The organism is Diaphorobacter sp. B2A2W2 (assembly GCF_056730635.1).
This window is the reverse complement of record NZ_JBWZOR010000001.1, coordinates 402,342-428,378: the sequence shown is the minus strand read 5'-3', so window position 1 is coordinate 428,378 and position 26,037 is coordinate 402,342. Positions and strand designations below refer to the sequence as shown.

Annotated in this window: 17 protein-coding genes; 11 read left to right on the top strand and 6 right to left on the bottom strand. The window is 67.1% G+C overall.

Annotated elements, in window-relative coordinates; genetic code table 11:
- Positions 1-16: 16 nt before the first annotated feature.
- Complete coding sequence (locus AC1PPL_RS01925; RefSeq protein ID WP_011805358.1) at positions 17-643, bottom strand: response regulator transcription factor; 627 nt, start codon at positions 641-643, stop codon at positions 17-19.
- Complete coding sequence (locus AC1PPL_RS01920) at positions 640-3,186, bottom strand: PAS domain S-box protein (RefSeq protein WP_015913204.1); 2,547 nt, start codon at positions 3,184-3,186, stop codon at positions 640-642. Before AC1PPL_RS01920 ends, AC1PPL_RS01925 begins: the two co-directional genes overlap by 4 nt.
- 169 nt (positions 3,187-3,355) lie before the next feature.
- Here AC1PPL_RS01920 and aceE point away from each other — a divergent pair, with 169 nt between their 5' ends.
- The 3 genes from aceE to lpdA are packed head-to-tail and all read left to right on the top strand — an operon-like array spanning position 3,356 to position 9,637.
- Positions 3,356-6,052, top strand: coding sequence for a pyruvate dehydrogenase (acetyl-transferring), homodimeric type (gene aceE, locus AC1PPL_RS01915; protein ID WP_479972485.1), 2,697 nt, complete (start codon positions 3,356-3,358; stop codon positions 6,050-6,052).
- 17 nt (positions 6,053-6,069) lie between these two features.
- The gene (gene aceF, locus AC1PPL_RS01910; RefSeq protein ID WP_479972484.1) at positions 6,070-7,761 is read left to right on the top strand and encodes a dihydrolipoyllysine-residue acetyltransferase; all 1,692 of its coding nucleotides are present in this window, start codon (positions 6,070-6,072) and stop codon (positions 7,759-7,761) included.
- Between the two features lie 16 nt (positions 7,762-7,777).
- Positions 7,778-9,637: a dihydrolipoyl dehydrogenase gene (gene lpdA, locus AC1PPL_RS01905; RefSeq protein ID WP_479972483.1), complete on the top strand. Its 1,860-nt coding sequence runs from the start codon at positions 7,778-7,780 to the stop codon at positions 9,635-9,637.
- 133 nt (positions 9,638-9,770) lie between these two features.
- Here lpdA and AC1PPL_RS01900 read toward each other — a convergent pair whose 3' ends face one another.
- On the bottom strand, positions 9,771-10,085 hold the full coding sequence (locus AC1PPL_RS01900; protein WP_011805338.1) for a DUF2322 family protein: 315 nt from the start codon (positions 10,083-10,085) through the stop codon (positions 9,771-9,773).
- 125 nt (positions 10,086-10,210) lie between these two features.
- Here AC1PPL_RS01900 and AC1PPL_RS01895 point away from each other — a divergent pair, with 125 nt between their 5' ends.
- Both AC1PPL_RS01895 and AC1PPL_RS01890 read left to right on the top strand, forming a co-directional pair.
- The gene (locus AC1PPL_RS01895; RefSeq protein ID WP_479972482.1) at positions 10,211-11,170 is read left to right on the top strand and encodes a class I SAM-dependent methyltransferase; all 960 of its coding nucleotides are present in this window, start codon (positions 10,211-10,213) and stop codon (positions 11,168-11,170) included.
- Between the two features lie 30 nt (positions 11,171-11,200).
- Positions 11,201-12,121: an NAD(P)-dependent oxidoreductase gene (locus tag AC1PPL_RS01890; RefSeq protein ID WP_479972594.1), complete on the top strand. Its 921-nt coding sequence runs from the start codon at positions 11,201-11,203 to the stop codon at positions 12,119-12,121.
- A gap of 94 nt (positions 12,122-12,215) precedes the next feature.
- Here the strand turns inward: AC1PPL_RS01890 and AC1PPL_RS01885 are convergent, their stop codons facing one another.
- Together AC1PPL_RS01885 and AC1PPL_RS01880 are read right to left on the bottom strand one after the other, a co-directional pair.
- Positions 12,216-12,695, bottom strand: coding sequence for an EVE domain-containing protein (locus AC1PPL_RS01885; RefSeq protein WP_479972481.1), 480 nt, complete (start codon positions 12,693-12,695; stop codon positions 12,216-12,218).
- A 127-nt stretch (positions 12,696-12,822) separates the two neighbouring features.
- Positions 12,823-13,401, bottom strand: coding sequence for a C40 family peptidase (locus AC1PPL_RS01880; RefSeq protein WP_135148604.1), 579 nt, complete (start codon positions 13,399-13,401; stop codon positions 12,823-12,825).
- A gap of 303 nt (positions 13,402-13,704) precedes the next feature.
- Here AC1PPL_RS01880 and mdtD point away from each other — a divergent pair, with 303 nt between their 5' ends.
- Complete coding sequence (gene mdtD, locus AC1PPL_RS01875; RefSeq protein WP_479972480.1) at positions 13,705-15,141, top strand: multidrug transporter subunit MdtD; 1,437 nt, start codon at positions 13,705-13,707, stop codon at positions 15,139-15,141.
- Positions 15,142-15,261: 120 nt separating this feature from the next.
- Here the strand turns inward: mdtD and AC1PPL_RS01870 are convergent, their stop codons facing one another.
- Positions 15,262-17,130 (bottom strand): ABC transporter ATP-binding protein, encoded by a 1,869-nt coding sequence (locus AC1PPL_RS01870; protein WP_479972479.1) that lies wholly within the window; start codon positions 17,128-17,130, stop codon positions 15,262-15,264.
- A 172-nt stretch (positions 17,131-17,302) separates the two neighbouring features.
- Here AC1PPL_RS01870 and AC1PPL_RS01865 point away from each other — a divergent pair, with 172 nt between their 5' ends.
- From AC1PPL_RS01865 to AC1PPL_RS01845, 5 genes are all read left to right on the top strand, one after another.
- Positions 17,303-20,446: a bifunctional diguanylate cyclase/phosphodiesterase gene (locus AC1PPL_RS01865; protein WP_287740869.1), complete on the top strand. Its 3,144-nt coding sequence runs from the start codon at positions 17,303-17,305 to the stop codon at positions 20,444-20,446.
- Between the two features lie 35 nt (positions 20,447-20,481).
- Positions 20,482-20,814: a YnfA family protein gene (locus tag AC1PPL_RS01860; protein WP_011805330.1), complete on the top strand. Its 333-nt coding sequence runs from the start codon at positions 20,482-20,484 to the stop codon at positions 20,812-20,814.
- A 174-nt stretch (positions 20,815-20,988) separates the two neighbouring features.
- Positions 20,989-24,513, top strand: coding sequence for a chromosome segregation protein SMC (smc, locus tag AC1PPL_RS01855; RefSeq protein ID WP_479972478.1), 3,525 nt, complete (start codon positions 20,989-20,991; stop codon positions 24,511-24,513).
- Between the two features lie 13 nt (positions 24,514-24,526).
- Positions 24,527-25,654 (top strand): cell division protein FtsZ, encoded by a 1,128-nt coding sequence (locus tag AC1PPL_RS01850; RefSeq protein WP_287953673.1) that lies wholly within the window; start codon positions 24,527-24,529, stop codon positions 25,652-25,654.
- 8 nt (positions 25,655-25,662) lie between these two features.
- The gene (locus AC1PPL_RS01845; RefSeq protein WP_123676301.1) at positions 25,663-26,037 is read left to right on the top strand and encodes a VOC family protein; all 375 of its coding nucleotides are present in this window, start codon (positions 25,663-25,665) and stop codon (positions 26,035-26,037) included.

Below are 26,037 nucleotides of genomic sequence, written 5' to 3'. Positions count from 1 at the left end.
ATTGAAAACGGAGCAATTAGGCCTTGGCGCTACCTGGCCCCAGGGCAATCTTGAGCAGGTCGGCCACGGTGTTGGCGTTGAGCTTTTCCATGATGTTGGCGCGGTGCGCCTCCACCGTCTTGATGCTGATGCCCAGGTCGTCGGCGATCTGCTTGTTCAAGCGGCCGGCAACGATGCGTTCCAGCACCTGCGCCTCGCGGCTGGTGAGTTTGGACAGCAGCGCGTCGCGGCTGGCGGCCTGCTGGTAGTCGGCAAAGGCTTCGCGTGCATGGTCCAGCATGCGCTCAACCAGGCCCAGCAACTCTTCTTCGTTGAAGGGTTTCTGGATGAAGTCCAGCGCGCCTTTCTTCATGGTGTTCACGGCCATAGGGACGTCGCCGTGACCGGTGATGAAGACGATGGGCAGGGGCGACTTGCGTTCGACCAGGCGGTCCTGCAGCTCCAGGCCCGTCATGCCGCCCATGCGGATGTCCACGATCAGGCAGGCGACTTCGCGCGGGTCATAGCGTGCGAGGAACGATTCCGCCGAATCAAAGCAGCGTACACGGTAGTCCTTGCCCTCCAGCAGCCACTGGAGCGAGTCGCGGACGGCTTCGTCGTCGTCGACGACATAGACGGTGCCTTTTTTCGGAATCAAACTCATGCAATAGTCCTTGGGGTTGACGTTGCTGCGGAATTGATAGTGGCATCCGCAGCAGTGGCGAGCGGAAGCCAGAAGGAGAACCGGCAGCCGGTGACCTCCGATCCATTGTAGAGGTTCTCCGCGTGCATCCGGCCCTGGTGCGACTCGACGATGCTGCGGCACAGGTTCAGGCCCATGCCCATGCCTTCGCTCTTGGTGGAGAAGAACGCCTCGAACAGGTGCGCCAGCACTTCCGGGGCCAGGCCCTTGCCCGTGTCCTGCACCGAAAACTCGATCACCCCGCGGCCATCCACATGGCGCGGCACCACGCGCAGCTCCACGCTGCGCCCGGATGGGGGGCGGTGGGCCTGGGCGATGGACTCGGCGCCGTTCTTCATCAGGTTGATAAGCACCTGCTCGATCAGGATCGTGTCGGCCATCACCTGGGGCAGGCGGGCGGCGACGTAGTGCGTCAGGTGCACGTTGTGGCGCCGCAACTCGATGTCGGCCAGTTCCACCGCTTCGCTCACCATCTCGTGCACGTCGGCCAGCGTGCGGTTGGGTTCGCTTTTTTTCACGAAGGCGCGGATGCGCTGGATGATCTGGCCGGCGCGCTGCGCCTGGTGGGCGGTCTTTTGCAGCGCTGTGAGCAGTGCCTCCTCGCTGATCTGGCCGCCCTGGATGCGCGAGACCATGCCGCTGCAATAGTTGCTGATGGCGGTGAGCGGCTGGTTGAGTTCGTGGGCCACGCTGGAGGCCATCTCGCCCATGGTGATGAGGCGGCTGACCGACTGGGCGCGTTCGGCCTGGCGCGCGGCCTGCTCCTCGGCCTGGCGGCGCGGCGTGATGTCGGTGGCAATGACCATTTGCGCCAACCGGCCGTCCACCCAGTTCAGGTAGCGCGAGCGCACCTCCAACCACTTGCCCAGATCGGGCAGATAGATCTCGGCGTTCTCCGAACGGGCACTGGTCAGCGAGTCGGTGGGCAGGCCCATCAGGCCATCTTCGTCGTCCATGCCGCCGGAACTGTAGGAGGTGGGCAGCACGCCTGCCTGCGCCACCAGTTGCAGGTGGCCGCTGGTCTGCGAGCCGAACCATTGGCGGTACAGGCGGTTGGCAAACAGCAGCTCCTCGCTCCCCAGCGGCGCCACGGAGACGGAGGCGTCCAGCGCCTCCAGCACGATGGTGAAGCGCTCATGCGAGGCGGTGAGTTGCTCGCGCACGCGGTTGGGCTCGGTGATGTCGGTCATTGAGGTCATCCAGCCTGTCTGGTGACCGCGTGCGTCGATCAGCGGTGAGACGTACAGGCGCGCATCGAACAGCGTGCCGCTCTTGCGCCGCACGCGTACCTGGAATCCACCGGGCACGGTCTTGCCCGAGAGTTCGTCGCGCAGATTGGCGTGCAGCGACTCATATTCGCCCTCGGGCCAGTAGCTGTAGGGCGGGGTCTGCCCGACCAGCTCGGCCTCGGTCCAGCCTGTCATCTGGCAGAACGCGGCGTTCACATAGGTGATGCGGCCCTCCAGGTCCAGCGCGCGCATGCCGGTGAGGATGGAGTTCTCCATCGCCCGGCGGAAGTTGGTTTCTGCCACCAGTGCTTCCTGGGCCTGCAGCCGCCTGCGCGTGTGCCGCCAGGTGGCGATGAGCATCCATGCCGTCATCACGCTGAGCGTGCCCACGAGCCAGAACAACCCGCTGCCTACCACGCCCAGCGACGTACGGTACGCCTGCGCCCGCATCACGAGGCCGTTGCCCACCGGGGAGACCGGGATCTCGTACTGGTTGGCCTTGGTGGTCCAGGGCAGCAGCGCATTGGTGCGCGGGGGCAGGGGCGTGCCCGCTAAGGTGCGGCCATTGCCGTCCAGCAACGTGACGGCGTAGCGCGCCAGCACCTCCGTGGGAGTGCCGTAGCGCAGCAGGCTGTCGATGGAGTATTCCGCCAGCACCACGCCGCCGAACTTGCCCTGAGGCGACAGGGGCACCTGCAGTTGCAGCAGGGGAGCGCTCTCGCCCTCGGTGGCCGTGGGTTGCGAATACAGCGGCTGCTGCAGGTCGCGGACGGCGTTAAAGAGGTTGGTGGTCTCGCCGGGCTTGAGCACCTCGCCGCCCACGCGCAGCTGGCTGCTGGTCACGGCGGGCGCGGCGTGGCTGGCGCGGATGCGCCGGCGCTCGTCAATCCAGGTGATGGCCTGCAGCTCGGGGTATTGGCTGATGAGCGGCTCGGCGCGGCTGCCGAAGTCCGCGCGCTCCACATCCTGGTTGGATAGATCGCGCGCGATGCGCATGATCTGCTCTTGCCGCTCCAGCAAGCGCAAACGCACGCGCTGTTGGGCGTATTCCACGTCGCGCCTGAGGGCTTCCTTCTCGCGTTCCACCTCTTCCGTGCGCAAATACCAGAACGAGGCCACGATGGCAGCGAGGAACATCAGCACCGATGCCACGGGCGCCAGCGCCGCGAACCGGTCCTGGCGCGTGGGCGAGAGGCTGCGCCACCAGGCACGCCACCAGCGCGCCGGGGTTTTAACGGCAGACACGGTGGAAGAGGGCGCGACAGGGGACTCCATGGGCGCGGAGTTTAAAGGCTTCGCGGGGGCGATTTCATCTGAAGAAATAATGTGCAATCGCAGCAATTTTTCATATTAAGAGATGAAAAAGCATCATTTGAAATGATGAAAATTTGTGCGAAACTCGCGCCCGTATTACCGTTATTGCCACTGAATCAAGGAGACAGGTATGTCTGATCCGACCAAAGTCCTGACCGCTACCGACATCGACCAACAGGAAACCCGCGAATGGCTGGACGCGCTGTCGGCAGTGATCGACAAGGAGGGGCCGGAGCGTGCCCACTTCCTGCTGGAGCAATTGCTGGAGCAGGCCCGCCAGAGCAGTATTGACCTGCCGTTCTCCGCCAATACGGGATACGTGAACACCATCGAGCCGGACCAGGAGGCCCGCTGCCCGGGCAATATCGCCATCGAGAAGCGCCTGCGCGCCTACATGCGCTGGAATGCTATGGCCATGGTGGTGCGCGCCAACCGCCTGCATCCGCATGACGGCGGCGACCTGGGCGGCCACATCGGCTCCTTCGCTTCGCTGGCCTCCATGTGGGGCGCGGGCTTCAACCACTTCTGGCACGCCGAGAGCGAGAGCCACGGCGGCGACTGCATCTATTTCCAGGGACACAGCGCGCCCGGCATCTACGCCCGCGCCTACCTGGAAGGCCGTATCACCGAGGACCAGCTCGAAAACTTCCGCCAGGAAGTGGGCGGCAAGGGCCTGTCCAGCTACCCGCACCCCAAGCTGATGCCGGGCTTCTGGCAATTCCCCACGGTGTCCATGGGCCTGGGACCGATGATGGCCATCTACCAGGCGCGCTTTCTCAAGTACCTGCATGCCCGCGGTATCGCCAACACCGAGAACCGCAAGGTCTGGATCTTTCTGGGTGACGGCGAGATGGACGAGCCCGAGAGCAAGGGCGCGATCAGCCTGGCCGCGCGCGAGAACCTGGACAACCTGATCTTCGTTATCAACTGCAACCTGCAGCGCCTGGACGGCCCGGTGCGCGGCAACGGCAAGATCATCCAGGAGCTGGAGGGTGACTTCCGCGGTGCGGGCTGGCATGTCATCAAGCTGCTGTGGGGCAAGGGCTGGGACGAGCTGCTGGCACGCGACAAGAGCGGCAAGCTCAAGCAGCTGATGATGGAGACGCTGGACGGCGACTACCAGACCTACCGCGCCATGGACGGTGCGTATATCCGCAAGCATTTCTTTGGCAGGTACCCCGAGACGGCCAAGCTCGTGGAGCACCTGAGCGACGACGAAATCTGGGAACTGCGCCGCGGTGGTCACGAGCCCGAGAAGGTGTATGCCGCCTTCCATGCGGCCAATGAACACCAGGGCCAGCCCACGGTGTTGCTGGTCAAGACCGTCAAGGGCTATGGCATGGGCAAGGCCGGTGAGGGCAAGAACACCGTGCACCAGACCAAGAAGCTGTCGGACGAGGACATCAAGTACATCCGCGACCGCTTCAACATCCCGATCCCCGACAGCGAGCTGGACAAGCTGCCCTACTACAAGCCGGCCGACGACACGCCGGAAATGAAGTACCTGCACGAGCGCCGCAAGGCTCTGGGCGGCTACCTGCCGCAGCGTCGCACGCACGCCGACGAGAGTTTCACCGTGCCGGCGCTGGAGACGTTCAATGCCGTGCTGGAGCCCACCGCGGAGGGCCGCGAGATCTCCACCACCCAGGCCTACGTGCGCTTTCTCACGCAGCTGCTGCGGGACAAGGCCCTGGGTCCGCGCGTGGTGCCCATCCTGGTGGATGAGGCGCGTACCTTCGGCATGGAGGGATTGTTCCGCCAGATTGGCATCTACAACCCCAAGGGGCAGCTCTACACCCCGGTCGACCGCGACCAGGTGATGTACTACAAGGAAGACAAGGCCGGTCAGATTCTTCAGGAAGGCATCAACGAGGCGGGCGGCATGTGCTCGTGGATCGCTGCGGCGACGTCGTATTCGACGAACAACCGCATCATGATCCCGTTCTACGTGTACTACTCGATGTTCGGCTTCCAGCGCTTTGGCGACTTCGCCTGGGCCGCGGGCGACATGCAGGCGCGCGGCTTCATCCTGGGGGGCACGTCGGGCCGCACCACGCTCAACGGCGAAGGCCTGCAGCACGAGGACGGCCACAGCCACATCCTGGCCAACACCATTCCCAACTGCGTGAGCTACGACCCGACCTTCGCGCACGAGGTGGCGGTCATCATGCAGGACGGCCTGAAGCGCATGGTGGAGAAGCAGGAAAACGTCTACTACTACATCACGCTGCTCAATGAGAACTACGCCATGCCGGGCCTGCAGCCGGGCACGGAAGAGCAGATCATCAAGGGCATGTACCTGTGCAAGGCCGGCGCGGACGGCGACAAGCGCGTGCAGCTGCTGGGTTCGGGCTCGATCCTGCGCGAATCGATCGAGGCGCAGAAGCTGCTCGCCGCCGACTGGGGCGTGCAGGCCGACGTGTGGAGCTGCACCAGCTTCAACGAGCTGACCCGCGAGGGCCAGGACGTGGCGCGCTGGAACCTGCTGCACCCGCTGGAGACACCGCGCGTGTCCTTCGTGGCGCAGCAGTTGGGCGGCCGCCCGGGCCCCGTGGTGGCGTCCACCGACTACATGAAGAACTACGCCGAGCAGATCCGCGCCTTCATCCCCGCAGGGCGCTCCTACACCGTGCTGGGTACCGACGGCTTTGGCCGCAGCGACTTCCGCTACCGCCTGCGTGAGCACTTCGAGGTCAACTGCCACTACATCACCGTGGCCGCGCTCAGCGCCTTGGCCGACGAGGGCAAGCTGCCCAAGGAGAAGGTGGCCGAGGCGATTGCCAAGTACGGTCTCCAGACCGAGAAGATCAACCCCCTGCACGCCTGAAGACCGGGAGACACGACATGGCATTGGTAAACATCCAGGTTCCCGACATCGGCGACTTCGACGAAGTCGGCGTGATCGAGCTGCTGGTCAAGGTGGGCGACACGGTGAAGGCGGAGCAGTCGCTGATCACCGTGGAGTCCGACAAGGCCTCGATGGAAATCCCGTCGAGCCACGCGGGTGTGGTCAAGGAACTCAAGGTCCAGCTGGGCGACAAGGTCAAGCAGGGCAGCGTGATCGCCGTGCTGGAGGCTGCGGGCGAAGCCGCTGCTTCTGATGAAAAACCGGCTCCAGCGCCCGCCGCACAAGCGCCGGCAGCTATCGAAACGAAAGCGCCGGTCGCGCCTGCTGCACCCGCCGCCCCTGCTGCGGGTGGTGGCGCGGTTGAGGTGCGTGTGCCCGACATCGGTGACTTCAAGGACGTCGCCGTGATCGAGTTGCTGGTCCAGCCCGGCGATGCGGTCAAGGTGGAGCAGTCGCTGTTCACCGTGGAGTCCGACAAGGCCTCGATGGAGATCCCTTCGCCCGCCGCCGGCGTGCTCAAGGAGCTCAAGGTCAAGATCGGCGACAAGATCAACGTGGGCGACCTCGTGGCGGTGCTTGAAGGTGCCGCCGCTGCACCGGCCGCCGCCCCGGCGCAGGCTTCTACACCAGCGGCCGCTTCCGCTTCCGCTACGGACGCTGCCGCACCCGCGGCGGCTCAGGCCTCCGCGCCCGCACCGGCTGCGGCAACGGCAACGGCGCCCGTGCCGGCCCACCAGCCCTCGACGCCCACGCCGGGCCTGCCGCACGCCAGCCCCTCGGTGCGCAAGTTCGCCCGCGAACTGGGTGTGCCGCTGGCGGAGGTCAAGGGCACGGGCATCAAGGGCCGCATCACGCAGGATGACGTGGCGGCCTTCACGCGCCAGGTGATGAGCGGTGCGCTGCAGACCCAGGCGCAGGGCAGCAAGGCGCCCGCTGCGGGTGGCTCAGGGGTGGGCCTGGACCTGCTGCCGTGGCCCAAGGTGGACTTCGCCAAGTTTGGCCCCGTCGAGCGCAAGGAGCTGTCGCGCATCAAGAAGATCAGCGGCGCCAACCTGTCGCGCAACTGGGTGATGATTCCCCACGTCACCAACAACGACGAGGCCGACATCACCGAGCTGGAAGCCTTCCGCGTCTCCACCAACAAGGAGAACGAGAAGAGCGGCGTCAAGGTCACCATGCTGGCCTTCGTCATCAAGGCCGTGGTCGCGGCGCTGAAGAAGTTCCCCGAGTTCAACGCCAGCCTGGACGGCGACGCCCTGGTCTACAAGCAGTACTTCCACATCGGCTTTGCGGCCGACACGCCCAACGGCCTGGTGGTGCCCGTGCTGAAAGATGCCGACAAGAAGGGCATCCTGCAAATCAGCGCCGAGATGGCCGAGCTGGCCAAGAAGGCCCGCGACGGCAAGCTGGGTGCGGCCGACATGCAGGGCGGCAGCATGTCGATCAGCTCGCTGGGCGGCATTGGCGGCACGCATTTCACCCCCATCATCAATGCGCCCGAGGTGGCCATCCTCGGCCTGTCCAAGAGCCAGATGAAGCCCGTGTGGGACGGCCAGCAGTTCGTGCCGCGCCTCACGCTGCCGCTGAGCCTGTCGTACGACCACCGCGTGATCGACGGCGCCTCTGCCGCGCGCTTCAACGCCTACCTGGGCCAAGTGTTGGCGGACTACCGCCGCATCCTGCTGTAAGGACGGAGCACAACATATGGCAATCATCGACATCAAGGTGCCCGACATCGGCGACTTCGCCGAGGTGGGCGTGATCGAAGTGCTGGTGCAGCCGGGCGACACCATCCGGGCCGAGCAGAGCCTGGTCACCGTGGAGTCCGACAAGGCCTCCATGGAGATTCCCAGCAGCCACGCCGGCGTGGTCAAGGAGCTCAAGGTCAAGTTGGGCGACAAGGTGGCCGAGGGCTCCGTGCTGCTGACGCTGGAAGTGGCGCAGGGTGCGGCGGCGCCGGCTGCGGCCCCTGCCGCGGCGAGCACGCCCAGCGCACCGCCATCTGAGTCAAAACCGGCTCCAGCGCCCGCTGTTCAAGCGCCAGCAGCTCCTAAAACCGAAGCAGCCAGCTTCGGCGGCAGTGCCGACGTGGAGTGCGATGTGCTGGTGCTGGGTGGCGGCCCCGGCGGTTACAGCGCCGCCTTCCGCGCCGCCGACCTGGGCCTGAACGTGGTGCTGGTCGAGCGCTACGCCACCCTGGGCGGCGTGTGCCTGAACGTGGGCTGCATTCCCTCCAAGGCGCTGCTGCACGTGGCCGCGGTGATGGACGAGGTGAGCCACCTGAAGAGCGCCGGCATCGACTTCGGCGCGCCGCAGGTCCACATCGACACCCTGCGCGGCCACAAGGAAAAGGTCATCGGCAAGCTGACCGGCGGGCTGGCGCAGATGGCCAAGATGCGCAAGGTGACCGTGCTGCGCGGCTACGGCCACTTTGTCGGCGCCAACCATCTGGAGGTGGAGGAAACCACCGGCACCAGCCAGGACAAGACCGGCGCCAAGAAGGTGGTGGCGTTCAAGCGCGCCATCATCGCCGCCGGCAGCCAGGCCGTGCGCCTGCCGTTCATGCCCGACGATCCGCGCGTGGTGGATTCCACCGGCGCGCTGGCGCTCAAGGACGTGCCCAAACGCATGCTGATCCTGGGCGGCGGCATCATCGGCCTGGAAATGGGCACGGTGTACAGCACGCTGGGCGCGCGCCTGGACGTGGTGGAGATGCTGGACGGCCTGATGCAGGGCGCTGACCGCGACCTGGTCAAGGTATGGCAGAAGATGAACCAGCACCGTTTCGACAACGTGATGCTGAATACCAAGACCGTGGCCGCCGAGGCCACGCCCGAGGGTATCAAGGTGAGCTTCGCGCCCGCCAAGGACGGCGTCACGGTGCCCGAGCCCCAGGTGTACGACCTGGTGCTGCAGGCCGTGGGCCGCACCCCCAACGGCAAGAAGATCGCCGCTGACAAGGCCGGTGTTACCGTGACGGACCGCGGCTTCATCAACGTCGACATCCAGATGCGCACCAACGTGCCGCACATCTTCGCCATCGGCGACATCGTGAGCCAGCCCATGCTGGCGCACAAGGCGGTGCATGAAGCGCACGTGGCGGCCGAGGTCATCGCCGGTGAACTGCAGGGCAACAAGGAACTGGCAAGCGCCGCCTTCAACGCCCGCGTGATCCCGAGCGTGGCCTATACCGACCCCGAAGTGGCCTGGGTGGGTCTGACCGAGGACCAGGCCAAGGCGCAGGGCATCAAGGTCAAGAAAGGCCTGTTCCCCTGGGCGGCCAGCGGCCGCGCCATCGCCAACGGGCGCGACGAAGGCTTTACCAAGCTGCTGTTCGACGACAGCCCCGAGGCGCACGGCCACGGCCGCATCCTGGGCGGCGGCATCGTCGGCACGCACGCCGGCGACATGATCGGCGAGATCGCCCTGGCCATCGAGATGGGCGCCGACGCGGTGGACATCGGCAAGACCATCCACCCGCACCCCACGCTGGGCGAGAGCATCGGCATGGCGGCGGAGATTGCCCACGGCAGTTGCACGGACGTGCCGCCGCAGCGCAGGTAAAGGCCGCGGCCGTAGCAAAAAAGCAGCCTCTGGCTGCTTTTTTTATGCTTTTGATAGCGCCTAGCGCTTGCTGTGCAAGGGCTGGAGGCGTTTTTTAGTATGAGGTGCTGGGTTGGCGAGTGTGCGTGGCAGTTCAGGCCTGCACCAGTGCCACGCGGTAGCCCTGGCCCGTCTCGATCACCTGCAGCAGCCGGTCGATGTTGGGATGGCTGCCGGGATGCTGGCGGGCATCGGCGGTGTGTTCGGCGAACAGTTCCAGGCCTTCCTGCGCCGCGGCGACGGTGATGCCGCCGTGCTTGGCGGCCAGCGCGGCGTACACGGTCAGTGAGCCCGTCTTGCCCGGCTGGTTGGGAATGGTGGCCACCACCTGGCCGGCGTCGTCCAGCAGTTGCAGGGCGGCCAGGTGGGCAATGGAGGGCAATTGGCGCAGGTTGTCAGCGAAGGTCATGCAAAAGCCTTGAACGGAGCGGATGAAACCGTGACGATAACGTAAAAACCATAGCTGTTAGCGCTGGCACAATCTGCGTTAGAGGGCATTTTGATGCCTGTTTTTCTTTGCGCCCGACCACACTCATGCAAGCCCTGCTCGACGCCATCGCCACCCTCACTCCGCCCGTTGAGGCCTGCCGCATCTTCCATGGGCGTGGCGGGCGGTTTCCCGGCAGCGAGCAGTGGACGCTGGATGCCTATCCACCCGTGCTGGTGCTCACCAGCTTCGCCCCGGTGACGGACGACGCACTCGCCACCATCGACGGCGCCCTGCGCGCGCGCTGGCAGCAGGTGGCGCCAGGGCAGCCGCTGAACTGGGTGTTCCAGCACCGCGGTGAGGCGCTGCGCATCGAGGGCCGCAGCGATACGCGGCTGATGGCGGGCGAGGTGCCCGAGCCGCATGTGGTCACCGAGGATGGCGCACGCCTGCGCGTCCAGGTGCTGCGCGGGCAGAACCACGGGTTGTTCCTGGACATGGCCGAAGGGCGACGCTGGGTGCGCGCGCATGTGGCGAACCACCGCGCACGCACCGGGCGCGGCGCTCGGGTGCTCAACCTGTTCGCCTATACCTGTGCGTTTTCGGTTGCCGCGCTGCAGGCGGGCGCGGCGGAGGTGGTGAATGTGGACATGAGCCGGGGTGCCATAGCCACCGGGCAGCAGAACCACCAGCTCAACGGGTTGGTCGCCGGTGCCCGCTTTCTGGCGCATGACATCTTCAGCTCGTGGGGCAAGATCACGCGCAGCGGGCCGTACGACCTGGTGATCGTGGATCCGCCGTCCTACCAGAAGGGCAGCTTCGTCGCGACCAAGGACTATGCGCGGCTCATGCGGCGCCTGCCGGAACTGCTGATACCGGGCGGCCACGCCCTGCTGTGCCTGAACGCGCCGGAGCTCGGGATGGAGTTTCTGCGCGAGCAGATGCGATCCCAGGCGCCTTCGCTGGCGTTCGTGGAACGCGTTCCCAACCCGGCGGCGTTCGCCGATGTGGACGAGGAGCGGTCGCTGAAGGTACTGGTTTTCCGGGATACGGCGGCGGTGGGTTGAAGGGGCTCTGCGCGCCACAATGCGGTGGACATCGCTTCCCACCCACCGGTTGAAACGCAGCACATGAACACCCCTCGCATCGGACTGATCGGCGTAGGCCTGATGGGCCACGGCATTGCCATGAATATCGCCCGCAAGGGCTATGCGCTGACGGTGCTGGAGCACCCTGGCAACCAGCCCCTGGATGCATTGCGCGCCCAAGGCGTGGCCAGCGCCGCATCGGTGCATGAACTGATGCGACAGGTGCAGGTGCTCATCCTGTGCGTGACGGGATCGCCCCAGGTAGAGGCGGTGCTGCTGGGCGAGGAGGGCGCCTTGGCCGCCATGCAGCCCGGCACCGTGGTGATCGACTGCTCCACGGCCATTCCCTCGTCCACCGAATCCGTCGCCCGCGCCGTGGCGGCGGCCGGCGGGCGGTTCCTGGATGCGCCGATGACCCGCACCCCCAAGGAGGCCGCCGAGGGCCGGCTGAACCTGCTGGTGGGCGGCGAGGCCGCGCTGCTCGACGAAGTGCGCCCGGTGCTGCAGTGCTTTGCCGAGAACATCACGCATACCGGTGCCGTGGGCAGTGGCCACCGCATGAAGCTGCTGCACAACTATGTGTCGCTGGGCAGCGTGGCGCTGATCGCGGAGGCTGCCGCGTGCGCGTTGGCGGCCGACGTGGCGCCGCAGGTGTTCCTGGATGTTCTCGCCAAGGGCGGCGGCGGCGGCGTGGCGCTGGAGCGCCTGCGGCCCTACCTGCTGCAGCAGGACCCCTCCGGGCTGCGCTTCTTCATGTCCAACGCGCTCAAGGACATGGGCTACTACACCGCCATGGCGCACGACGGCGGCGCGGCCGATGGCATTGCCCAGGCCGTGCACGACACCTTTGCCGCCGCCGTTGCCGAGGGTGGGCCGCAGGCGCTGGTGCCGGAGCTGGTAGCGCTGCTGCGCGCCAAGGGGGCGGGTTGATGAAGGTTGGGTTTCTGGCGGGATTCCCTTTCCCCGCCTTCAGTCCTCCCGCCTCAAGCCTGTTGATGCGTGGCGGGGACACCCGCGCGGCCCGCTAGTCTGCCGCGAGCACCTGCGTGATGAAGGTCCACTCCTGCGGCTGCAGCGGCGTGATCGACAACCGGTTGCCTCGCTGCAGTACGCGCATCGACGCTAATTCGGGATAGGCGCGCAGTTCCGCCAGGCCAATGAGCCGTGTCTTGCGCACGGCTTGCACGTCCCGCAGCAGCCACCGGGGTTTCTCAAGGGGTGACTTGGGGTCGTAGTAAGGGGATTCAGGGTCGAACTGTGTGGGATCGGGGCGTACGCCCGAGGCTATGCGTGCAATGCCGGCGATACCGGGTGCAGGGCAGCTTGAGTGGTAGAAGAGCACGCCATCCCCCACCTGCATCTCGTCGCGCATGAAGTTGCGCGCCTGGTAATTGCGCACGCCGGTCCAGGGCACGGTGGCGCCCGGAGCGCCCAATGCATCGTCAATGGAGCACTCGTCGGGCTCCGATTTCATGAGCCAAAAGCGCGTAGTGGGTGTGGTCATGGCTGGAAGGACACCTGTGTGGCTTGCACACCGTCACCCCATGTGCAGGCACTGAAAACGCTGGCCCGGTGCGTAGCTACTTACCGCAATTACTAGAGCAGTGCCGGACAGGGTGCCGGCCTCGGTCTCAGTTGGCGGCCGGAGCGCGAGCGGAAATGGCCATGGCGGCGGCGTCTTCGTCCGTCGTCACGCGCCGTGCACCGTTGAAGCGCCGCTGCCAGTAGGAAGCGCCCATGTCTTCCACGCGCACCTGCGCACCGGAGCGCGGGGCATGGATGAACTTGCCGTCGCCCACGTAGATGCCTACGTGGCTGAACGCGCGGCGCATGGTGTTGAAGAACACCAGGTCGCCGGGCTGCAGGTCTTTTTTGTCGATGACTTCGGTGGCGGCGGCCTGCTCGTTGGCGCGGCGTGGAAGCACCATGCCCTTGGCCTGCTCGTAGATGGCGCGCACGAAGCCGCTGCAATCAAAACCCGTCTCGGCACTGCTGCCACCCCGGCGGTATGGCACGCCGATGAAGCCCATAGCGGTGGAAATCAGGGAGGAGGTGCGGTCTGCCACGTTGTGCTGAACGTCCTGCAACTGGACGAGCAGGCTGCGGTCAATGCTGGCTGCAGGGGTGGCGGCTGCCCGCTCTACCTCGGGGGAGGGAGCGGCGTAGGCATTCGAGCAAAGCAGCAGCAGCAGGCACAACCGACGAAACATGGGGCGCGAGGGTACCACGGCATGACGGGAAATCTGCCGACAAGTGATAGTAAATAGTTGATTTACATAGATTTTCATGAACGTGCCCGCGGCGATAGGCAACGTCTTGCTGGGTTTTGCCCGGTGATGGGGTGAAGTGCCTTTCGCAGGCCGGCCTCTCACCATCTCGGGAAAATGCTTCTACTTTGATAGCGGTTCATGTTTGGTGGACAGGGCCCAACACTGTTTCTACGGACATGACCAGCGCATCAGTCCGCAAAATAAACCCAATGGCACACTTTGGCCTTCTTTTCTGAGCCCGCCATGGGCGATTTCATGACGCGTGGACCTGTTTCCCCCACTTCGCGCCAGCCGCTGCTGTGGCTGGTCGCCCTGGGCTTCTTCATGCAGACGCTGGACGCCACCATCGTCAACACGGCCTTGCCGGCCATGGCGCGCGACCTGGGCGAAAGCCCGCTGCAGATGCACTCGGTGATCGTGGCGTATTCGCTGGCCATGGCCGTGCTGATTCCGGCGTCGGGCTGGCTGGCGGACCGTTTCGGCACGCGGCGGGTGTTCATGTCGGCGATCGCGTTGTTCGTGCTCGGCTCGGTGTTGTGCGCGCTGTCGTCCACGCTGCCGCTGCTGGTGGGCGCGCGCGTGGTCCAGGGGCTGGGCGGTGCGCTGCTGCTGCCCGTGGGGCGGCTGGCGGTGCTGCGGGCGTTTCCGCGCGACGAGTTCATCCGCGCCATGAGCTTCGTCGCGATTCCCGGGCTGGTGGGGCCGCTGATCGGGCCGACCCTGGGCGGTTGGATGGTGGAGTACGCCTCGTGGCATTGGATCTTCTGGGTCAATGTGCCCGTGGGGCTGGTGGGCTTGATGGCCGCGCGGCGCTTCATGGCGGCGGGAGAGGTGCTGGCCGTGCGTGGGTTCGACGCCATGGGCTATGGCCTGCTGGCCTTTGGCATGGCGGCCGTGTCGCTGGCGGTGGAGGGCATGGCCGGCGGCGGTGCGCGCAGCGCGTCGTCGCTGGTGATGATGATCTTTGGCCTGGCCAGCCTGGCGGCCTACTGGCTGCATGCGCTGCGCAGCGATGCGCCGCTGTTTGTGCCGGGGTTGTTCTCGGTGCGCACGCTGCGTGTGGGGCTGCTGGGCAACCTGTTTTCGCGGCTGGGCAGCTCGTGCATGCCCTTCATGATCCCGCTGGTGCTGCAGGTCAGCCTGGGCTACGCACCCATGCAGGCGGGCATGATGATGCTGCCCACGGTGCTGGGCAGCATGGCCGTGAAACCTGCGGTCACCTTCATGGTGCGGCGCTGGGGCTATCGCGAGGTGCTGGTGGTCAATACCTGCGCGCTGGCGTTGCTCATCGCCAGCTTTTGCCTGATCACGCCCGGCCAGCCCCCGTGGCTGCTGATGGTGCAGCTGGCGGCGTTTGGCGGCGTGAACTCCATGCAGTTCTCGGCCATGAACACGGTCACGCTCAAGGACCTGGACACGGGTCATGCCAGCAGCGGCAACAGCCTGCTGTCCATGGTGCAGATGTTGGCCATGGGCATGGGGGTGGCGGCTGCCGGGGCGGTGCTGGCGAGCTTCCAGGGCTACTTTGGCGCCGCAGATGCGCAGGACACGCTCCACGCGTTTCGCGCCACGTTTGCCTGCATGGGGGTGCTGACGCTGGCGGCCACGGCGCTGTTCCTGCAGTTGCCGCCGCACGAGCCGCCGCGCCCCCATCCCCTGGGCCCAGAGGAGCAGAGCTGAACCGGGACTCTTCAGTCTCTTGTGCTATTGTTATAAGAGCTGTTGGCGCTTGTCAGTATTGCCTTGGAGGCCTATTTCTGTCTCGATTGCCATGATCGTGCGCGGCCGATCCTGTATCGCTCAGGCCTCGTCCGGGTCCTGTCCCATGAAGCCGCCGCTCTGGTGCGTCCACAGCCGCGCATAGACACCCCCTTGCGCCAGCAGCTGTGCGTGCGTGCCTTCCTCGACGATGCGGCCGGTGTCCAGCACGATGAGCCGGTCCATGGCGGCGATGGTGGACAGGCGGTGCGCGATGGCGATCACCGTCTTGCCCCGCATCAGTCCGTCCAGGCTCTGCTGGATGGCCGCCTCCACCTCGGAGTCCAGCGCGCTGGTGGCCTCGTCCAGCAGCAGGATCGGGGCGTCCTTGAGCATCACGCGCGCGATCGCCACGCGCTGGCGCTGCCCGCCCGAAAGCTTGACGCCGCGCTCGCCCACCTGGGCGTCGTAGCCGCGGCGGCCCTGCAGGTCGGTCAGCTCGTCGATGAATTGCGCGGCCTCGGCGCGTTCGGCAGCCAGGCGCATGTCTTCCTCGGAGGCATCGGGGCGGCCGTACAGGATGTTGTCGCGCATCGATCGGTGCAGCAGCGAAGTGTCCTGCGTGACCATGCCGATCGCTTGGCGCAGGCTGTCCTGCGTGACGTGGGCGATGTCCTGCCCGTCCACCAGAATGCGTCCGCCCTGCACGTCATGAAAGCGCAGCAGCAGGTTGACCAGCGTGGATTTGCCCGCGCCGGAGCGGCCGATCAGCCCGATGCGCTCGCCTGGGCGGATGGTGAGGTTCAGCCCGTCGATCACTGCCGCGCCGTCGCGGTAGCCGAAGCGCACGTTCTCAAACTGCACCTCGCCACGCGTGACCTGCAGCGGGCGGGCATCGGGCGCATCCACCACCGTGCGGGGGCGGGTGAGGGTGTTGATGCCGTCCTGGATGGTGCCCACGCTCTCGAACAGCGTGGTCATCTCCCACATCACCCAATGGGCGTGGCCCGAAACGCGCAGTGCCATGGCGGTCACCGCGGCCACCGCGCCGGCGCCTACCTCGCCCCGTGACCACAGCCATAGCGCCGTGCCGCAGGCACCGAGGATCATGCCCACCACCAGGGCGTGGTTCACGATCTCGAAGCGGCTGACCAGCCGCATCTGTGCGTAGCCCGTGGTCTTGAACGCGTCCATCGCCGCGCGGGCAAACTCGGCCTCGCGCCGCGTGTGCGAGAACAGCTTCACCGTGGCGATGTTGGTGTAAGCGTCCGTCACGCGGCCGGTCATGACGGAGCGCGCGTCGGCCTGGGCCTTGCTCACCTGGCCCAGGCGTGGCACGAAGTACCAGCACGCGGCCGCGTAGCACAGCGCCCACGCAAGAAAGGGCAGCAGCAGCCGCCATTCAAAGCCGCCCGCCAGTGCCAGGATGGTGACCAGGTAGACACCCATGCCGATCACTACGTCGCAGGTGGTAAAGATCATGTCGCGCACGGCCAGCGCGGTCTGCATGATCTTGGTGGTGATGCGGCCCGCGAACTCGTCCGCATAGAACGCCATGCTTTGGCCCAGCATCAGCCGGTGGAAGTTCCAGCGCAGGCGCAGCGGGAAGTTGATGGCCAGCACCTGGTGGCGCACGGTGGTCTGCAGCGCCACTATGCCAATGCTGGCGACCAGCACCGCAGCCACCCCGGCGAGCAGCGTGCCGCGCTCAGCCCAGAAGCGCTCGGGCGCAGTGGCGGCGATCCAGTCCACCACCCGTCCCAGCACGGCAAACAGCAGCGCCTCGTAGATGGCCACCACGGCAGACAGGGCGGCCATGGCCCCGACATAGCCGCGCAGGCCGCGCGTGCTGGCCCACACGAAGGCGAGGAACCCGGCGGGCGGCACGGTCGGCTCGGCCGCAGGGTACGGGGGGACACGATTTTCGAACAACCAAAACAACACGATGGCGGGCACTCCTGATGCGGCCATGGTACGGGCCGACGGCTGGCGACGCCGGCGTGGGGAATTGCGCAGGCGCCGCGGCCCCGCGGTCGCAGCAGACGTTGGCGGTGCCTGTTGCCCCCGCACCGGTAAATGCCGCTATGCTCTGCGGCGCGGCGGCGGCCTATCAGCCGTTGTCCTCCTTGTCCATCTGCCCCGCATGCCGACATCCCACGCACAGCGCTCGTTCCCCTGGCACTGGCTCCCCGGAGCGGCCGTGGCGTTGGCCGGTTGCGCGGCAAGCTACGCGCTGTACCACCAGCAGCAGTCCTCCATGCAGGCCATCGCGCGGGTGCGTTTCGAGCAGGAGGCCCGGCTGTTCGCCGAGACGCTGCAGCGGCGCATGGAATCCCACGCGGATTTGCTGCAGGGCATGCGCGGCCTGCTGACGGTGAATCCGCAGCTGCGGCGCGCCGACTTCGAGCGCGTGGCGCGTGAGCTGGATCTGCGGCATTACCACCCCGGCGTGAAGAACATCAACTTTACGCGGTACGTGCCCGGCCCCCGGCGGGCGGCCTTCGAAGAGCAGGCGCGCTCCGACCCGCATCTGGACGGCGACCTGCCGCGGGATTTCGCCATCCATCCACAGGCCGTATTGCCCGACTATTTCGTGGTGGACTACCTCTGGCCGCAGGGGGGCAACAGCAGCGTGCAAGGGTTGGAGATCCATTCCCAGCCAGCCAACCTCGAAGCCATGCGCCGTGCGCGCGACACCGGCGGGCTGGTCGCCTCCGCGCCGTTCGAGCTGCACCAGGAAACCGAGCACCGCACGGGCGTCATCATCCGCATGCCGGTGTTTGCCGAGCCGGCGGCCGGACAGGCGGGGCCGGCGCGCTTTCTGGGGGCGGTGGGCGTGAGCCTGCGCATCTACGACATCGTGCATGCCGTGCACACCGCGGGCAACATGCAGGGCCTGGCGCTGCGCATGGCGGACGTGGGCCCCTTCAACAGCGAGGAGCCTGCTCCTCCGCAATCCCTCTTTGAATCGGAGACGCGCGTCGGCACCTCTGCCATGGAATATGAGCAAAGCGTGCGCGTAGGCGGAAGGCGCTGGAGCCTGCAGTTCCAGCCCGTCGTGCCGTTCCTCTCGCCGCAGGAGTCGCGCCTGCCCTGGCTGCTGGGCTCGGGTGGTCTGGTGGTGACCGCACTGCTCACCGCGCTGGTATCGATGCTGGTGCTGCGGAGGTCGCAGGCACTGGACCATGCCAAGGAGACCGATACGGCCTTGCGCGAAAGCGAGGCGCGCCTGCGCGCCGTGTTCAACCAGGCCGCGGTGGGCATCGCCCAGACCGACTCGCGCACCGGCCGCCTGGTGCGCATGAACCAGAAGTTCTGCGACCTGCTGGGCTACAGCGCGCAGGAACTGCAGCAGATGCGCTTTCAGGACTTCAGCGAGCCCAGCGACCTGGCCGCGGACCTGGAGCAATTGCAGCGGATGCTGGCCGGTGAGCTGAGCGAATACCGCATGGAAAAGCGCTACCGCCGCAAGGACGGCAGCGAGGTGTGGGTGGACCTCATGGTCTCGCCGCTGCGCCTGGAAGGCCAGCCCGAACACCACCTTGCGGTGGTGCAGGACATCAGCAAACGCAAGCACATGGAGCAGGTGCTGCGCCAGAGCGAGGAGCACCTGCGCAACATCCTGAACCACATGCCCGTGGGCGTGAACCAGGTGCAGGACGGCAAGATCGTGTTCCGCAACGACCGTCATGTCCAGATCTGCGGCTACGACATACGCGAGGCGCCCGACGTGGACACCTGGTGGCGCCTGGTAATGCCCGACGCACACCAACGCGAGCATGCGCGCGAGGCATGGCACGCCGCATGCACGGCGGCGCTGAAGAACCCCGACGGTGCCATCCGTACCGTGGAATGCGTGATCACCGCCAAGTCGGGCGTGCGCCGCGCGGTCGAGCTGTCCGGCATGATCCTGGGCGACTCGCACATCGTCACCATGGTGGACCAGAGCCAGCGCAAGGCGGCCGAGGAAGAGGTGCGCTACCTGGCCTACAACGATCCGCTCACCGGCCTGCCCAACCGCCGCCTGCTGCTGGACCGCCTGGAGCAGGCGCTGGCCATGAGCGCCCGCCACCAGCTGTGCGGCGCGGTGATGATGCTGGACCTGGACAACTTCAAGACCATCAACGAGACACAAGGTCCGGACATGGGTGACCGCCTGCTGCGCGAGGTGGCCCGGCGGTTGCGCGACTGCGTGCCCGAGGACGAAACCTTGGCGCGCCACGGCGGCGACGAGTTCGTCGTGGTGCTCAAGGACCTGGGCGCCGACCCGCAGGAGGCCGCCAACCGCGCCGAGGAAATGGGCCAGACGATCCTGGCGGCCATTCGCGCGCCCTTCGACATCGACGGTCAGCAGCACCACACGGCGCTCAGCGTGGGCATCGCCATCTTCCGCGGGGTGCGCGAATCGGCGGACGAGCTGCTCAAGCGCAGCGACCTTGCCATGTACGAGGCCAAGGCCGCCGGGCGCGATACGCTGCGCTTTTTTGATCCACAGATGCAGGCTGCCGTGTCCGAACGCGCGGCGCTGGAGGCGGACCTGCGCGCCGGACTGGATGCGGGACAGTTAGAACTGTTCTACCAGCCCAAGGTGGACCAGGGCCGCATCACGGGCGCCGAGGCGCTGGTACGCTGGCGCCATCCGGACAGGGGCTTCATCTCGCCAGCGGAATTCATTCCCTTGGCGGAAGAAAGCGGACTGATCCTGCGCGTGGGCGAGTGGGTGATGCGCAGCGCCTGCGCACAGCTGGCGCAGTGGAGCGCGCACCCCGTGCTGGGTGAGCTCACCGTCGCGGTGAACGTGAGCCCGCGCCAGTTCCACGAGGGTAGCTTCGTGCCCCAGGTGCTGGAGGCGCTGGCCGCCTCGGGCGCCGACGCGCGCCGCCTGCGGCTGGAACTGACCGAGGGCATGCTGCTGCAGGACGTGGAGGACACCATCGCCAAGATGGTGCAGTTGCGTGGCTACGGCGTGGGCTTCTCGCTGGACGACTTCGGCACGGGCTACTCGTCGCTGGCCTACCTCAAGCGCCTGCCCCTGCACGAGCTGAAGATCGACAAGAGCTTCGTGCGCGACGTGCTCACCGACCCCAACGATGCCGTGATCGCACGCACGATCGTCGCCCTGGGCACCAGCCTGGGCCTGCGGGTGGTGGCCGAGGGCGTTGAGACCGAGGCGCAGCGCGCCTTTCTGGAGCGCAACGGCTGCCATGCCTGGCAGGGCTATCTGCTCAGCCCACCGCTGCAGGCCGCGGCGTTCGAGGCCTTGGTGCTGAAGCGGGCCGGCGTCTGATCGCTGCGGCCTTCTTTTCCATCACGCATTCACGCATGCTGCCCTTCAAGACCCTGGCCCTGTTCCTGCTCACTGCCGTGGCGGAAATCGTCGGTTGCTATCTGCCCTGGTTGTGGTTGCGCCAGGGGCGCAGCGCCTGGCTGCTGGTGCCGGCGGCCGCCAGCCTGGCGCTGTTTGCCTGGCTGCTCACGCTGCATCCGGCGGCCACAGGGCGTGTGTACGCGGCCTACGGCGGCGTGTATGTGGCCGTGGCGCTGGTCTGGCTGTGGACGGTGGACGGCGTGCGCCCCGGCCCATGGGACTGGCTGGGCGTGGCCGTCACGCTGTGCGGCATGGCCATCATTGCCTTTGCCCCGCGTGGGGGCTGAGCTGCCGTAGGATGCTCTCGTAAGAATAGCTGCTGGCGCTTGCTGGGTAAGCGCTAGAGGCCATTTTTGCTTGCAATCGAAGGATGCCCGGCTGGGCATGGGGCCGACGCGAGCGCCACGGTATGATTCCGGTCTTTCCTGCACCTGCGAACCGCCCTGTCCAACGCCTGACCCGTGCGTCTTAACTCGATCAAACTCGCCGGCTTCAAGTCGTTTGCCGAGCCCACCAACTTCATGCTGCCGGGGCAACTCGTGGGCGTGGTGGGCCCCAACGGTTGCGGCAAGTCCAACATCATGGATGCCGTGCGCTGGGTGCTGGGCGAGAGCAAGGCCAGCGAGCTGCGCGGCGAGAGCATGCAGGACGTGATCTTCAACGGCACCACCAGCCGCAAGCCGGCCAGCCGTTCCAGCGTGGAGCTGACGTTCGACAACAGCGACCACCGCGCGGGCGGGCAGTGGAACCAGTTCACCGAGATTGCCGTCAAGCGCGTACTCACGCGCGACGGCACCAGCAGCTACTTCATCAACAACCAGCCGGTGCGTCGCCGCGACGTGCAGGACGTGTTCCTGGGCACGGGCCTGGGCCCGCGCGCCTACGCCATCATCGGCCAGGGCACGATCAGCCGCATCATTGAAAGTCGCCCCGAGGAACTGCGCCTGTTCCTTGAAGAAGCCGCGGGCGTGTCCAAGTACAAAGAGCGCCGGCGCGAGACCGAGAATCGCCTGTCCGACACGCGGGAGAACCTCACGCGGGTGGAGGACATCCTGCGCGAACTCCATGCCAACCTCGACAAGCTGGAAAAGCAGGCCGAGGTGGCCGCGCGCTACAACGCGCTGCAGCAGGACGTGACCCTCAAGCAGCACCAGCTGTGGTTCCTGAAGCGCACCGAGGCGGAAAGCGAACAGGCCCGCGTGCGCACCGAGGGCCTGGCCGCCGTGAACGACCTGGAGTCGCGCATGGCCGACCTGCGCCATGTGGAGGCCGACCTGGAGACCATCCGCCAGGCGCACTACGAGGCGGGCGACAAGGTCAACCAGGCACAGGGGCGCCTCTATGAGGCCACGGCCGAGGTCGGCAAGCTGGAAGCCGAGATCCGCTACGTGGTCGAGGGCCGTCAGCGCGTGGAGCAACGCCTGGTGCAACTGGCCGAGCAGATCGCCCAGTGGTCCGCGCGCAAGGAAGAGGCTGAAGCCGAAGTCGAAGGCATCGAAGGCGCCGGCATGAATGCCGAGGAGCAGGCCGAGGTCCTGGCCGCACAGGTCGAGGAGCAGGCGACACGCCTGCCCGAACTGGAAGACGCCCTGCGCCAGAGCCAGCAGCGCAGTGACGAGCAGCGCGCCGCCGTGGTGCAGGTGCAGCAGCAGATCCAGGTGCTGGCGGCCGAGCAGCGCAGCCTGGACGAGCAAAGCCGCCAGTTGGAGGCGCGCCTGGAGCGTCTGCGCACCGACCGCAATGCCCTGGCTGCGCCCGACGAGGCGCGCCTGGCCAACCTGCACCAGCAGTTGCAGCAGGCCGAGGAGGGCGCCGAGATGGCCGAGGCGCGCCTGGCCGAGCTGCAGGACAGCGTGCCCCAGCTCGACGAGGACCGCCGCGCGCGCCAGCAGGTCGTGAACCAGGAAACGGCCCGGCAGGCCGACCTGTCCGCGCGGCTGGAAGCGCTCAAGGCCTTGCAGGAGAAGGTCAAGGTGGACGGCAAGCTCCAGCCCTGGCTGGCCAAGCACGGGTTGGAAGGGCTGCAGGGACTGTGGAGCCGCATCCACATCGAACCCGGCTGGGAGAACGCGCTGGAGGCAGCGCTGCGCGAGCGCCTGGCCGCGCTGCCCGTGGGCCGGCTGGACATGGTGCGCGGCTTCCTGGGCGCGGGCGGGCAGGATGCGCCTCCGGCGCGGCTGGCTTTCTACAGCGCGCCGTCTGCGCCCGCGCCCGAAACCCCCGCTGGTTCATCGCGCTTGTCGGATCTGCTGCGCGTGCACGACGCCGGGCTGCACGCCGTGCTCGTGGACTGGCTGCAGGGCTGCTACACCGCGCAGACGCTGGACGATGCGCTGAACCGCCGCGCGCAGTTGCAGCCGGGCGAGGCCATCTATGTGGCAGCCGGCCATGCCGTGGGCGCGCACAGCGTGAGTTTTTATGCGCAGGACTCCGAGCAGTCCGGCCTGCTGGCCCGGGCGCAGGAGATCGAACACCTGGAGAAGGAGCTGCGTGCCCAGGCATTGATCGCCGAGGAGGCGCGCACGGCGCTGGTGCGTGCCGAGAGCCTGTACGCCGACGCGGCGCAGCGCCTGGTGGCCGCGCGCCGCGAGGCCAGCGAGGCCCAAGGCCGCGCGCACGAGCTGCAGGTCGAGACCCTGCGCCTGTCACAACTGGCCGAGCAGACCCGGGCGCGCAGCGAGCAGATTGGCGCTGACCTGTCCGAGGTCGAGGTGCAGTTGGGCGACCTGCAGGAGCGCCGCGTCACCGCGGAGGCGCGTTTTGAAGAACTGGACATGCAACTGGCCGACAGCCAGGAGCGCCACGCCCAGCTGGGCGACCGTGTGATCGAGGCCGAGCGCCGCCTGGCCGAATGCCGTGAGCAGCAGCGCGCGCTGGAGCGCCAGGCGCAGGAGGCCCAGTTCTCCCAGCGCAGCCTGCAGGCCCGCCGTGCCGAGCTGGCACGCACCATCGACACTGCGGCCACGCAGGCACGCGCGTTGCACGATGAGCGCCAGCGCGCGCAGGACGAGCTTTCGCGCCTGTCCGATGCCGCCGCCCAGGGCGGCCTGCAACAGGCGCTGGACCTGAAGATCGAGCGCGAAAAAGACCTGGCCGCCCAGCGCAGCCAGTACGACGACCTGACGGCGCGGCTGCGCGCCAGCGACGAACTGCGCATGCAGAACGAGCGTACGCTGGAGCCCCTGCGCGCACGCATCACGGAGTTCCAGCTCAAGGAGCAGGCGGCGCGCCTGGGCCTGGAGCAGTACAGCACGCTGCTGGCGGACGCGCAGGCCGACCTGGCGGCGGTGGAGCGCTCCATCCAGGACGGTGGCGTGCGCATGGCGGGGTTGCAGGGCGAGATCGACCGCCTGCACCGCGAGATCACGGCGCTGGGCGCGGTGAACCTGGCCGCGCTGGAGGAGCTGCAGCTCGCGCGCGAGCGCAAGGGCTTCCTGGACGCGCAGACCGAAGACCTGACGCTGGCCATGACCACGCTGGAGGACGCCATCCGCAAGATCGACGGCGAGACGCGCACCCTGCTGTCGGGCACCTTCGAGACCGTCAACGGGCACTTCGGCCGCATGTTCCCCGAACTGTTCGGCGGCGGCCAGGCCAAGCTCATCATGACGGGTGACGAGATACTCGACTCCGGCGTGCAGGTCATGGCCCAGCCGCCGGGCAAGAAGAACCAGACCATCCACCTGCTGTCGGGCGGCGAGAAAGCACTCACCGCGATCGCGCTGGTGTTCGCCATCTTCCAGCTCAACCCCGCTCCGTTCTGCCTGCTGGACGAAGTGGACGCACCGCTGGATGATGCCAACACCGAGCGGTATGCCAAGCTGGTGTCCAGCATGTCCAAGGGAACGCAGTTCCTCTTCATCAGCCACAACAAGATCGCCATGGAGATGGCCGAGCAACTGATCGGCGTCACCATGCAGGAGCAGGGCGTGTCGCGCATCGTGGCCGTGGACATGGAGTCCGCGCTGTCCATGGCCGAGGCCTGACCCCGTATTCACCATGAGCAACTTCCAACTTGGTCTCATCATCGCCGGCGCGCTCGTGCTGATCGTCGTCGTCGCCTACAACGCCTGGACAACCCACCGCAACGCGCCCAAGCGCCCGCGACCGGCCGAGGCCGATCCCACGCAGGAGCCGGTGGCGCGCCATGAGCCCGCCTTTGATGGCGCGGTGCTTACCGGCGCGGGGCTCACCGGCGCGGGGCTTGTCGGGAGCGGCGCCGAAGGCGAGGCCGAGCCCGGCTTTGACGGCCACGCCGTGGATCTGCGTGATGCGCTGGACCTGCCCGTGCCCACGGCCGAGCGCCGCGGCGGCCTGGATCCGCTGATCGACGCCATCGCCCCCATCGTGGCCGAGCAGCAGGTTTCGGGCGATGCGGCCCTGGCCGCGCTGCCGCCCACGCGCCGCGCGGGCAGCAAGCCGTTCGCGGTGGAGGGCTTCAACGACGCCGCGCAGCAGTGGGAAACCCCCCAGCCCGGCCAGCGTTACCTGCAGTTCCAGGCGGGCGTGCAACTGGCCAACCGCCTGGGTGCGCTCAATGAGATCGAGTTCTCCGAATTCGTCATGAAGGCCCAGGGCTTCGCCGACGCGATCAATGCCGCGCCCGACTTTCCCGACATGCTGCACGAGGTGGCCCGCGCGCGCGAGCTGGACCAGTTCGCCAGCGAGCACGATGCGCAGCTCACCTTCGTACTGCGCGCGCGCCACGCGGCCTGGAGCCCCGGCTACGTGCAGCAGAACGCCGCACGCCTGGGTCTCGTCGCCGGCGCCATTCCGGGCCGGCTGGTGCTGCCGGCGCAGGGGCCGGGCCTGCCGCCCGTGCTCACGCTGACCTATGACGCGCAGGCCGCCATGTCCGACGACCCCGAGCAGTCCGCCGTGCGCGACATCGTGCTGAGCCTGGACGTAGCCCAGGTCCACCGCTCGCAGCAGCCCTTTGCGCGCCTGCGCGAGGTGGCGGCCGCGCTCGGCGAGGCCATGGACGGCGTGCTGTGCGACCAGAACGGTACGCCGCTGCCTGCCATGACCATGGAGCCCATCGCCGCCGATCTTGAGCAGCTGTACGACAAGCTGGACAGCCGCGAACTCTCGGCCGGCTCCGCGCTGGCGCGGCGCCTGTTCAGCTAGGAAACGGCATGATCGACCTGCGCGCCCATGATGTGCGCTCTTTCCTCCCGGCCCAGGACTTCGCGCTGTCCAAGGCGTTCTACGCGGCCCTGGGCTGCACCCTGGAATGGTCGGACGAAGACTTGGCCCTGTTCCATCTGGGCGGGGTGGGGTTCTACCTGCAGCGCTACTACGAGAAGGAATGGGCGGACAACTGCATGCTGCACATTTCCGTGCAGGACGCGGCCCAGTGTTTTGCAGACGTTTCGCAGCTCATCGGCACGGGCCGCTTTCCTGGGGCCCGCGTGTCCGCGCCGAAGCAGGAACCGTACGGCGCGTGCGTGACCTACGTCTGGGACCCGTCGGGCGTGCTGCTGCACCTCGCCCAATGGGACCGGGCCTGA

What these genes read in the sequence shown, in the direction of transcription:
- AC1PPL_RS01925 (WP_011805358.1), bottom strand. Translation starts at nt 643, where the DNA reads ATGAGTTTGATTCCGAAAAAAGGCACCGTCTATGTCGTCGACGACGAC.
- AC1PPL_RS01920 (WP_015913204.1), bottom strand. Translation starts at nt 3,186, where the DNA reads ATGGAGTCCCCTGTCGCGCCCTCTTCCACCGTGTCTGCCGTTAAAACC.
- aceE (WP_479972485.1), top strand. Translation starts at nt 3,356, where the DNA reads ATGTCTGATCCGACCAAAGTCCTGACCGCTACCGACATCGACCAACAG.
- aceF (WP_479972484.1), top strand. Translation starts at nt 6,070, where the DNA reads ATGGCATTGGTAAACATCCAGGTTCCCGACATCGGCGACTTCGACGAA.
- lpdA (WP_479972483.1), top strand. Translation starts at nt 7,778, where the DNA reads ATGGCAATCATCGACATCAAGGTGCCCGACATCGGCGACTTCGCCGAG.
- AC1PPL_RS01900 (WP_011805338.1), bottom strand. Translation starts at nt 10,085, where the DNA reads ATGACCTTCGCTGACAACCTGCGCCAATTGCCCTCCATTGCCCACCTG.
- AC1PPL_RS01895 (WP_479972482.1), top strand. Translation starts at nt 10,211, where the DNA reads ATGCAAGCCCTGCTCGACGCCATCGCCACCCTCACTCCGCCCGTTGAG.
- AC1PPL_RS01885 (WP_479972481.1), bottom strand. Translation starts at nt 12,695, where the DNA reads ATGACCACACCCACTACGCGCTTTTGGCTCATGAAATCGGAGCCCGAC.
- AC1PPL_RS01880 (WP_135148604.1), bottom strand. Translation starts at nt 13,401, where the DNA reads ATGTTTCGTCGGTTGTGCCTGCTGCTGCTGCTTTGCTCGAATGCCTAC.
- mdtD (WP_479972480.1), top strand. Translation starts at nt 13,705, where the DNA reads ATGGGCGATTTCATGACGCGTGGACCTGTTTCCCCCACTTCGCGCCAG.
- AC1PPL_RS01870 (WP_479972479.1), bottom strand. Translation starts at nt 17,130, where the DNA reads ATGGCCGCATCAGGAGTGCCCGCCATCGTGTTGTTTTGGTTGTTCGAA.
- AC1PPL_RS01865 (WP_287740869.1), top strand. Translation starts at nt 17,303, where the DNA reads ATGCCGACATCCCACGCACAGCGCTCGTTCCCCTGGCACTGGCTCCCC.
- AC1PPL_RS01860 (WP_011805330.1), top strand. Translation starts at nt 20,482, where the DNA reads ATGCTGCCCTTCAAGACCCTGGCCCTGTTCCTGCTCACTGCCGTGGCG.
- AC1PPL_RS01850 (WP_287953673.1), top strand. Translation starts at nt 24,527, where the DNA reads ATGAGCAACTTCCAACTTGGTCTCATCATCGCCGGCGCGCTCGTGCTG.
- AC1PPL_RS01845 (WP_123676301.1), top strand. Translation starts at nt 25,663, where the DNA reads ATGATCGACCTGCGCGCCCATGATGTGCGCTCTTTCCTCCCGGCCCAG.